The organism is Streptomyces sp. NPDC056486 (assembly GCF_042795295.1).
GTDB lineage: Bacteria > Actinomycetota > Actinomycetes > Streptomycetales > Streptomycetaceae > Streptomyces.
The window spans coordinates 44,965-52,783 of record NZ_JBHTSF010000056.1 but is presented as its reverse complement, the minus strand read 5'-3'; the positions used below and the strand labels follow the sequence as shown (position 1 = coordinate 52,783).

Annotated in this window: 4 protein-coding genes; 1 reads left to right on the top strand and 3 read right to left on the bottom strand. The window is 68.9% G+C overall.

Going from position 1 to position 7,819, the window contains the following annotated elements; translation table 11 throughout:
* Positions 1-138 precede the first annotated feature (138 nt).
* Positions 139-2,343 (bottom strand): OmpL47-type beta-barrel domain-containing protein, encoded by a 2,205-nt coding sequence (locus ACFQ7F_RS22680; RefSeq protein ID WP_383273148.1) that lies wholly within the window; start codon positions 2,341-2,343, stop codon positions 139-141.
* Positions 2,340-4,754, bottom strand: a complete 2,415-nt coding sequence (locus ACFQ7F_RS22675) for a ThuA domain-containing protein (RefSeq protein WP_383273156.1) — start codon at positions 4,752-4,754, stop codon at positions 2,340-2,342. The genes ACFQ7F_RS22680 and ACFQ7F_RS22675 overlap by 4 nt, the downstream gene beginning before the upstream one ends.
* A 368-nt stretch (positions 4,755-5,122) precedes the next feature.
* Between ACFQ7F_RS22675 and ACFQ7F_RS22670 the strand changes: the two genes are divergently transcribed.
* The gene (locus tag ACFQ7F_RS22670) at positions 5,123-6,202 is read left to right on the top strand and encodes a multicopper oxidase domain-containing protein (RefSeq protein ID WP_383273146.1); all 1,080 of its coding nucleotides are present in this window, start codon (positions 5,123-5,125) and stop codon (positions 6,200-6,202) included.
* Here the strand turns inward: ACFQ7F_RS22670 and ACFQ7F_RS22665 are convergent.
* The gene (locus tag ACFQ7F_RS22665) at positions 6,199-7,776 is read right to left on the bottom strand and encodes a HEAT repeat domain-containing protein (RefSeq protein ID WP_383273144.1); all 1,578 of its coding nucleotides are present in this window, start codon (positions 7,774-7,776) and stop codon (positions 6,199-6,201) included. The genes ACFQ7F_RS22670 and ACFQ7F_RS22665 overlap by 4 nt on opposite strands.
* Positions 7,777-7,819: the final 43 nt, after the last annotated feature.

The following is a 7,819-nucleotide window of genomic DNA, read 5'->3' as shown; positions in this document are numbered from 1 at the left end:
GGGGGGGGTGGTGGGGGGGGGGGGGTGGGGCCCCCCACCCCCCCCTACCAATAAAACTCACACGCCCCATCCGCTCCGCGGCCCCCCCCGCGGGGGGGGGGGGGGCCCGCCGCAGTGGGACGCGATCAGCCGCGAAGGCTACAGCTCCTTGATCCGGATGTCCCGGTACGAGATCACGTCCGTGACCCCGTGCACCTGCACCCCGACATAGCCGGACGAGTACCGCCGTCCGTCCGTGCCCGGGTCGTCGCCACGGGGCGGTGTGAACTCCTGGCCGCCCGTGTTGTCGAACTCGTTGATCAGGACGCCGTTGCGGTAGATCGAGTAGTGCTGGTCCACCACCTTGACCTCGTAGTCGTTCCACGTGCCCTTCGGGGTGACGCCGGCGCCGGCGAGACCCACCCGGTCGAAGCCGTAGATGGACCCCGTCTTGTACATGTCGCCGTCAGGCTTGTCGAGCGCCTGGATCTCGTGCCCGTACTTGATGGCGACCCACTCCGGACGCGACTCCTCCGGGTGGTCGTGGACCTGCGGGAAGCGCACGAAGACACCGCCGTTGGCGTTGCCGTTGCCCGGCGCGTCGTCCCGCCACTGGAGCTTCAGCGAGAAGTCGCCGTACTTGCGCTCCGGGAACCACAGCATGCCCATGCCCTCGACGGTGGTGCTGCTGGTGATCGAACCATCCGCGTTCAGGCCGAACTTGCCGCCGCCGACCTGCTCCCACTTGTCCAGGGAGTCCTGGGTGCCGTCGAAGATCTTGCGGTAGCCGTCCGTCTGGCCCGGCTTACCGATGCCGGACTGCTTGGCGGCCTTGTTGATCTTGTTGTACTCGCGCTGGTCGATCTCACCGGCCTTCAGGAGCTTGTCCGTGACGCTCTTGACGTGCTTGAGGAAGAGCGCGTGCGATGTCCACTCCTTCTCGTCCTCGATCAGCTCGTTGATGCGGCAGCGGTTGTTGGTGACCCGGTTCGGGATGCCCGTGTCGACGGTGCCGACGATGACCGTCAACCGCTCGTCGAACTCCGCGCAGTTGGGGGCCGGGACGCTGCCGCCCTCCTTGACCGTGAACGAGACGTTCTTGGCCGTCGACGTGTTGCCCGCCTTGTCGCTCGCGCGGTAGGCCACCGTGTGCCGGCCCACGCGGTCGACGACGACCGGGGTGGAGTACGCGAGGTACGGGCCGCCGTCGAGCGAGTACTCGACCTTGTCGACACCGGAATCGGCGTCGGTCGCGGTGACCGTCACCTTCGCCTTGCCGACGTACGCGCCGTCCGAGTTCTTGTCGCCCTCGACCTTCGCGGCGGTCTCCGGCGGCGTCTTGTCCTGGACCGGCGGCGTGACCACGGTGAACTCGACGGCCTTCTCCGCCGCCTGGTTCCCCGCCTTGTCGGACGCGCGGTAGCGGATCTTGTACGGGCCCGCCGCGTGGACCATGACCGGCGCGGTGTACGCCGTCCACGCTCCGCCGTCACCGATCGCGTACTCGATCTTGTTGACACCGGAGCCGGTGTCGGACGCCGTCACGGTGACGGTCGCCATCCCGAGGTACTCGCCCTTGTCGTTCTTCTCGCCGGTCACCGTGGCCGAGGTCTCCGGAGGCGTCTTGTCGTTCGTGTCCGGCGCGACCACCTTGAAGTCGACGGCCTTCTCCGCCGCCACGTTGCCCGCCTTGTCGCTCGCGCGATAGCGGATCTTGTGGGTGCCGACCTGGTCGACGACCACGGGCGCCGTGTACGGCTGCCAGGCGCCGTCGGCGCCGACCGCGAACTCGGTCTTGTCGACGCCCGAACCCGCGTCCGTCGCCGTCACCGAGACGGTGGCGGAACCGACGTACGCGCCGTCGGCGTTGGTCTGGCCCTCGACCTTGGCCGCCGTCTCGGGAGCGGTGGTGTCCTCGCCGCCGCCCTCGGTCACCACGAGGATGCCCTGCATCGAACCGTGGCCCGGGATCGTGCAGTGGTAGCGGTAACGGCCGGGCGTGAGGGTGACCTCCGCCGTGTGCTTGCCGCCCTGGTCGTCGTTCGGGTTGGCCAGGATGTTCAGCGGTACGTCGTTGTTGTACTCCGGGTCGGAGACGTCGAACGTCAGCGTGTGCGGCATGCCGGTGTCGTTGCCGGTCGCCTCGCTGTTCTCGAAGACGATCGTCGTCGCGCCCGCGACCGCCGTTGCGGGCGCGGAGGCGTACTTGTCGATTCCGTTGTTCGCGGTCCAGGTCAGGGTCTGGGCGGCCGCGGCGCCGGGGTTGTCGGGCTGGCTCGCCGCCGTCGACGTCAGGCCGAGCACCATGAGGAGCGACGCGACAAGCGCCGTCCAGAGTCTTCGCTGTCGCAGCGCTGGCATCATCCGGCCTTCCTTGCCAGGTCCTTGGCGGCCGGTGTGGCCTCGCCGCCCGAGTAAGTGACGCGCCACAGCGCCGACTTGGAGTCCGAGGTGAAGAACCCTCGGCCGTAGTCCAGGACGTACAGCGAACCGTCAGGAGCGAACTTCCAGTCCATGAGGTTCTTGATGCCGTCGTTACCGATCGGGATGATCTTCTTCAGGGATTCGGCGTGCGTGGGCAGGCCGCCGCTGCCGACCGTCTTCGGGTCGGTGAGGACCGCGTGCCGGGGCTGGTCGGCGTCGTAGAAGTCACCGACGAACCACTTGCCGTCCCAGTACGAGGGCCACTTGTCGGCGCTCGTGCTCGTCGCGTCGTAGCGGTAGACCGGGCCGTTCATCGTGGCCTGGCCGCCGCCCTTGAGCCACGGCAGGAGGATCTTCTGCTCCTCCGTCTTGTAGCTCGGGACGCCCTTCGCGTCGCGCGGGTAGTCGACGCCGCCGCCCTGCGGCGAGTACCAGATGTTGTTCGGCTCGGCGGGCGGGATGTTCACCAGGCCGTCGTTGTTGGGCGACTCGTTCTTGAGGTTCTTGCAGTCGTACCAGCCCAGCGGCTTCGTCGGGTCCGGCAGATTGCGGTCGCGGTAGGGCTGGTTGTTGCCCATGCAGTACGGCCAGCCGCGGTTGGAGGCGTGGGTGATCGCGGCGAACGTGTCGTACTTCGCCGGACCCCACGTCGTCGAAGGCGCACCGGCGTCGGGGCCGACCCAGCCCGCGTAGAGCGTGTCGGTCTTCTTGTCGACGGAGATGCGCGCCGGGTTCCTGACGCCCATCACATAGATCTCGCCGCGCGTCTTGCCGCCGCCCTCGTCCGGTTCCTTGCCGGTGAAGAGGTTGCCCGAGGGGAGTGTGTACGTCCCGTCGTTCTCCGGGTGGATGCGCAGGATCTTGCCGTTGAGGTTGTTCGTGTTGCCCGCGGTGCGGCGCGCGTCGGCGAAGGAGACACCCTTGAAGTTGGGCTGCGGGTTGTTGCCCGAGTAACCGTCGCTGAACTGCGAGGAGTTGTTGTCACCGGTCGCGATGTAGAGGTTGCCCTTGGAGTCCCAGGCCATCCCGCCACCCGCGTGGCAGCAACTGTGGATCTGCACCGGCCACTTGAGCAGGACCTTCTCGCTGCCCATGTCGAGCTTGTCGGTGGCGCGGTCGAGCGTGAAGCGGGAGACGTAGCGCTCGGCCATGTGCGTCTCGCGGTTGATCTTCGAGTGGGGTGTGTAGTGCAGGTACACCCAGCCGTTCTGCTCGAACTTCGGGTCCAGCTCGATGCCGAGCAGACCCTCCTCGACCTTGATCAGCTCATCGCCGCCGCCCTTGTTGCCGAAGACGGTGAGCGCTCCGGCGAGCGTCGACTTCTTGGTCTTGGGGTCGTAGACGTGGATCTCGCCCTTGCCCTTGCCGATGTCCGGGTTGTTCCAGTCGGTGATGACCGGCTGCGAGGAGTCCGCGCCGCCGCGCCCGATGTAGATGACCTTGCCGTCGGGCGCCGTGACCAGGCCGTGCGGCTCGCCGATCTGGTCGTTCTGGCCCGGCTGGTTGGCCTGGGTCAGGCGCTGGGCCTTGTAGTTGGCGGTGATCGTTGACTTGCAGTCGGCGCGTGAGATGCGGGTCGTCCAGTTCAGTGCGCCCCGCAGGTGCTGGCGGAAGTCAGTCTCGTCGTACGAGGCCGCCGTGCCGCCCATGCCGGTGTAGAAGGAGCGTCCGCCGTCGTAGTCACGGCACCAGGAGACCGGGTGGTCGGCGCCGTTCTTGCTCGCGCCCGGCTGGTACGTCGACTCCCGTACGCGAGCCACGGTGTGGACCTCGCCGGTCGGGTTCTTGGTCCAGTTCAGCCACTGGTCGGGGCGCTTCCACTGGAGGGGCAGATCCTTGGTGGCCGGGTTCTCCCGGTCGCCCACCTCGACAGTGGCGCGCTGCACGTTCGTCGGGCTGGAGTCGGCGGGACGAGCGCCGATCAGGCCGGTGAACCAGGTCGAGTACGGCTCGGCGCGGGCCGCGTCATGGATGCCGAGGAAGCCGCCGCCCGCCTCCATGTAGGCCTCGAGGCCCGCCTCCTGCTCGGAGTCCAGGACGTCGCCGCCGCCGGTCAGGAAGGCGACGGCGTTGAACTTGCCGAGCTTGGCCTCGTTCGTGAAGACCGCAGGATCATCGGTCGCCACGATCTTGAACCGCTCGGCGGCCGGGCCCGACTGGCCGATCTTCTCGATGGCCTCGATGCCGGCGTTCACGACCGGTGACTCGTCGCCGTCCGCAGCCGAGCCGTGGAAGACGAGCACACGGACATTCGCCTGGCCGGGCGGCGACGGCAGGGACATCGTTGTCAACGGCGGTTCGGGAAAGGGCCGCGCGGTGGCGGCCTGTGTGGAGAGCGCGCCGGTGACCATGGCTCCGGAGAGCAGGGCGGCGGCCCAGGCGCGGCGGGAGCCGACCCGGTTCCGTTGCTTGCTCCGGCTCTGGTTGTCGCTCTGGTTCTGGTCGTGGCGGTTCGATCTGCGTCTGGCTCTGCTCAACCCTCGTACAGCCAAGGGCTCTTGATGCGGTGTGAGCCGCATGAGTACACCCACCCCTCGTCGGTCACAGCAACAGGCGCGGATGAAGCTAGACCTCTTTTGGCCAGTCGCCAATAGGTACGGACGGAATTCCGCGAACTTTGTCCTGCGTGTGGATAAACGAGGATCCCCCCGATACCGTGTGGCCGTCTCGGGGGCCACCTGCGCCCCGTCAGTCTCGGTACCGCAGTGGGGAGTTCGGCATGGACCGACGGAGCTTCAACCGGCGGATGCTTGTGGGCGGGGTGGCCGCGACGGCCGGGGTGACATCGTTGTCCCTCGCTTCCGCGCCCGAGGCGAGCACGGCCGAGAGCGCACCGAGGACAGCGCCCGCGGGCGGCGAGGTGCGCCGCATCAAGATGTACGCGGAGAAGCTGCCGGACGGACAGATGGGCTACGGCCTGGAGAAGGGCAAGGCGTCCATACCCGGCCCGCTCATCGAGCTGAACGAGGGCGACACCCTGCACATCGAGTTCGAGAACACGATGGACGTGAACGCCAGCCTGCACGTCCACGGCATGGACTACGACATCTCCAACGACGGCACCAAGCACACCAAGAGCGATGTCGAGCCGGGCGGCAAGCGCACGTACACCTGGCGCACGCACGCGCCGGGCCGCCGCAAGGACGGCACCTGGCGGCCGGGCACCGCGGGCTACTGGCACTACCACGACCACGTGGTCGGCACCGACCACGGAACGGGCGGTGTGCGCAAGGGGCTCTACGGTCCGCTGATCGTGCGCCGCAAGGGCGACCTGCTGCCGGACAAGACCTTCACCATCGTCTTCAATGACATGACGATCAACAACAAGGCCGGTCACGACAGCCCCAACTTCGAGGCCACGGTGGGCGATCGGGTCGAGTTCGTCTCGATCACGCACGGCGAGTACTACCACACGTTCCACATCCACGGTCACCGCTGGGCGGACAACCGCACGGGCCTGCTCACCGGTCCCGACGACCCGAGCCAGATCCTCGACGACAAGATCACCGGGCCGGGGGACTCCTTCGGCTTCCAGGTGATCGCGGGGGAGGGGGTGGGGGCGGGCGCCTGGATGTACCACTGCCATGTGCAGAGCCACTCCGACATGGGGATGGTGGGGCTCTTCCTGGTGAAGAAGCCGGACGGAACGATTCCGGACTACGAGCCGCACCATGCTTCCGGGGCGGCCGAGAAGTCATCCGGGGAGGCCAAGAAGTCATCCGGGGTGGAGAAGGAGTCCGCAGGCGCCGGAGAGGCCGGGGCGTCCGGGGCGTCCAGCCATGATCACGATCACGGCTAGAGGTCGTTCAAGGTCTCCAGGAGGTCGGTGAGCAGCTCCGCCCGGTCGTCCGCGTCGGGGAGGACCGCGGCCGCGTCCCGCTCGGCCCAGCCCGTGGCGCGCAGTGCTTCGAGGCGCTCGATGAGCGCCTTGCGCACGGAGCGAGACGGGAGGGCGAATCCGGACCCGCCGGGCATGTTCATCAGACCGGACAGCAACTGCCAGTGCGCGTCCGGGGATTCGAGCCCGGTCAGCAGCCGCTCGTACGCGTCGGGTGCGCCCCGCTGCAGGGCGTCGGCGACGCTGTGCGCGCGGATCTCCGGGTCGGGCGAGTCCGCCTGGCGTGCCAGGGCGTCGGCGGCGATGCCGGAGTGCTGTTCGTCGCCGTACTTGAGCCACCGCAGCGCGGTGGCGGCATGCCTGCGTACGTCGACCTCCGGATCGTGCTCCAGGAGTCCGACGAGGCCCTCGACGGCACGGCCCTCCACGGGGGAGCCCGTCGCGATCGGGTCGAGGCCGTCGGCCGCGGAGGCGCGGACGGCGGGGTCGGGGTGGCGCAGCCCGTCCAGGAAGAGGTCGAAGGGCGGATCGTCCAGGGGCAGCGGGACGTGCAGGTGGCTGTAGCAGGCGAGAATCTGGCTCAGGAGGAAGGGGTCCAGGGCATCTTGGGCGTCTTGGTCTTGCTGTGCCCCGCGTGGCTCCTGACCTGCGGCTTGGCCTGCTGACTGGCCTGCTGCCTGTCCCGCCTGGCCTGCTGCCCGTCCCGCCTGTGCGACGAGGCGGTCGAGTGTCTCGCGCACCTGGTCACGCCGGACCACCTCGCGGAAGGAGAGCTTGGCCAGGGCCTCCGTGCCCAGCGCCACCAAGTCCCGCTCCCCGCCGGCGCACAGGGCCAGCGCTTCGTCGGCATACAGGCCCGCACGCGCGCGGTCGGTCCAGGACCGCACCGCCGGTGTCCGGGTCAACGGGGCCAGCACCGCGGCTCGTTCGTCGCTCCCCGGCGCGTGGGGCAGGGCCTTCTTGAGGGCCGCGCGCATCTCGGCGCGGACCTGGTTCGCCTCGGCCTCGGGCACCGGTGTGTTACGGCGCATCACGAGCGAGGCCAGAAGGGCCGTGATGTCGAACGCCAACTCGCGCGCGAAGGTGAGGGGCTGCCCGATGCCGGACAGCACCTCGGCCGCATGGCCCTCGTCGCGCAGGTAGGTGAGGCGGGCCCGCATGTCGTCGCGCAGTTCGCCCTCGACCTCCCGAACGGCCGGGCCGCCGCCCAGGTCCTCCGTCAGCTCGGTCCAGGCCCGCACGAAGCCTTCGGGATCGTCCAAGTGTGTCGCGAAGATCCGCTGCGTACGCTCACGGACCCCTTGGTCGCGGCGGAGCACGGTGACGAAGCCGACCACCACGGTCTCGTCGAAGTCCTCCGTCCACGGCTCGCGCTCCACCGCCCGCGTCAGTTCGCGCAGCGCCCACTGGAGTTCGCCGGCCCCGGCCGCGGCGATCGCCGCCTTCCGGCGGACCTCCGCGTCCGGGGCCCGCAGCGCGGCGCCCAGCTCCTCGTGCAGCTCAGCCTGCTTGCGCGCTCTCCGCTTCGTGAACATCCCGACAGCCTAGGTGCCCTGCCCCGGGTGCCCGATGCGGGTC

What these genes read in the sequence shown, in the direction of transcription:
- ACFQ7F_RS22680 (WP_383273148.1), bottom strand. Translation starts at nt 2,343, where the DNA reads ATGATGCCAGCGCTGCGACAGCGAAGACTCTGGACGGCGCTTGTCGCG.
- ACFQ7F_RS22675 (WP_383273156.1), bottom strand. Translation starts at nt 4,754, where the DNA reads ATGGTCACCGGCGCGCTCTCCACACAGGCCGCCACCGCGCGGCCCTTT.
- ACFQ7F_RS22670 (WP_383273146.1), top strand. Translation starts at nt 5,123, where the DNA reads ATGGACCGACGGAGCTTCAACCGGCGGATGCTTGTGGGCGGGGTGGCC.
- ACFQ7F_RS22665 (WP_383273144.1), bottom strand. Translation starts at nt 7,776, where the DNA reads ATGTTCACGAAGCGGAGAGCGCGCAAGCAGGCTGAGCTGCACGAGGAG.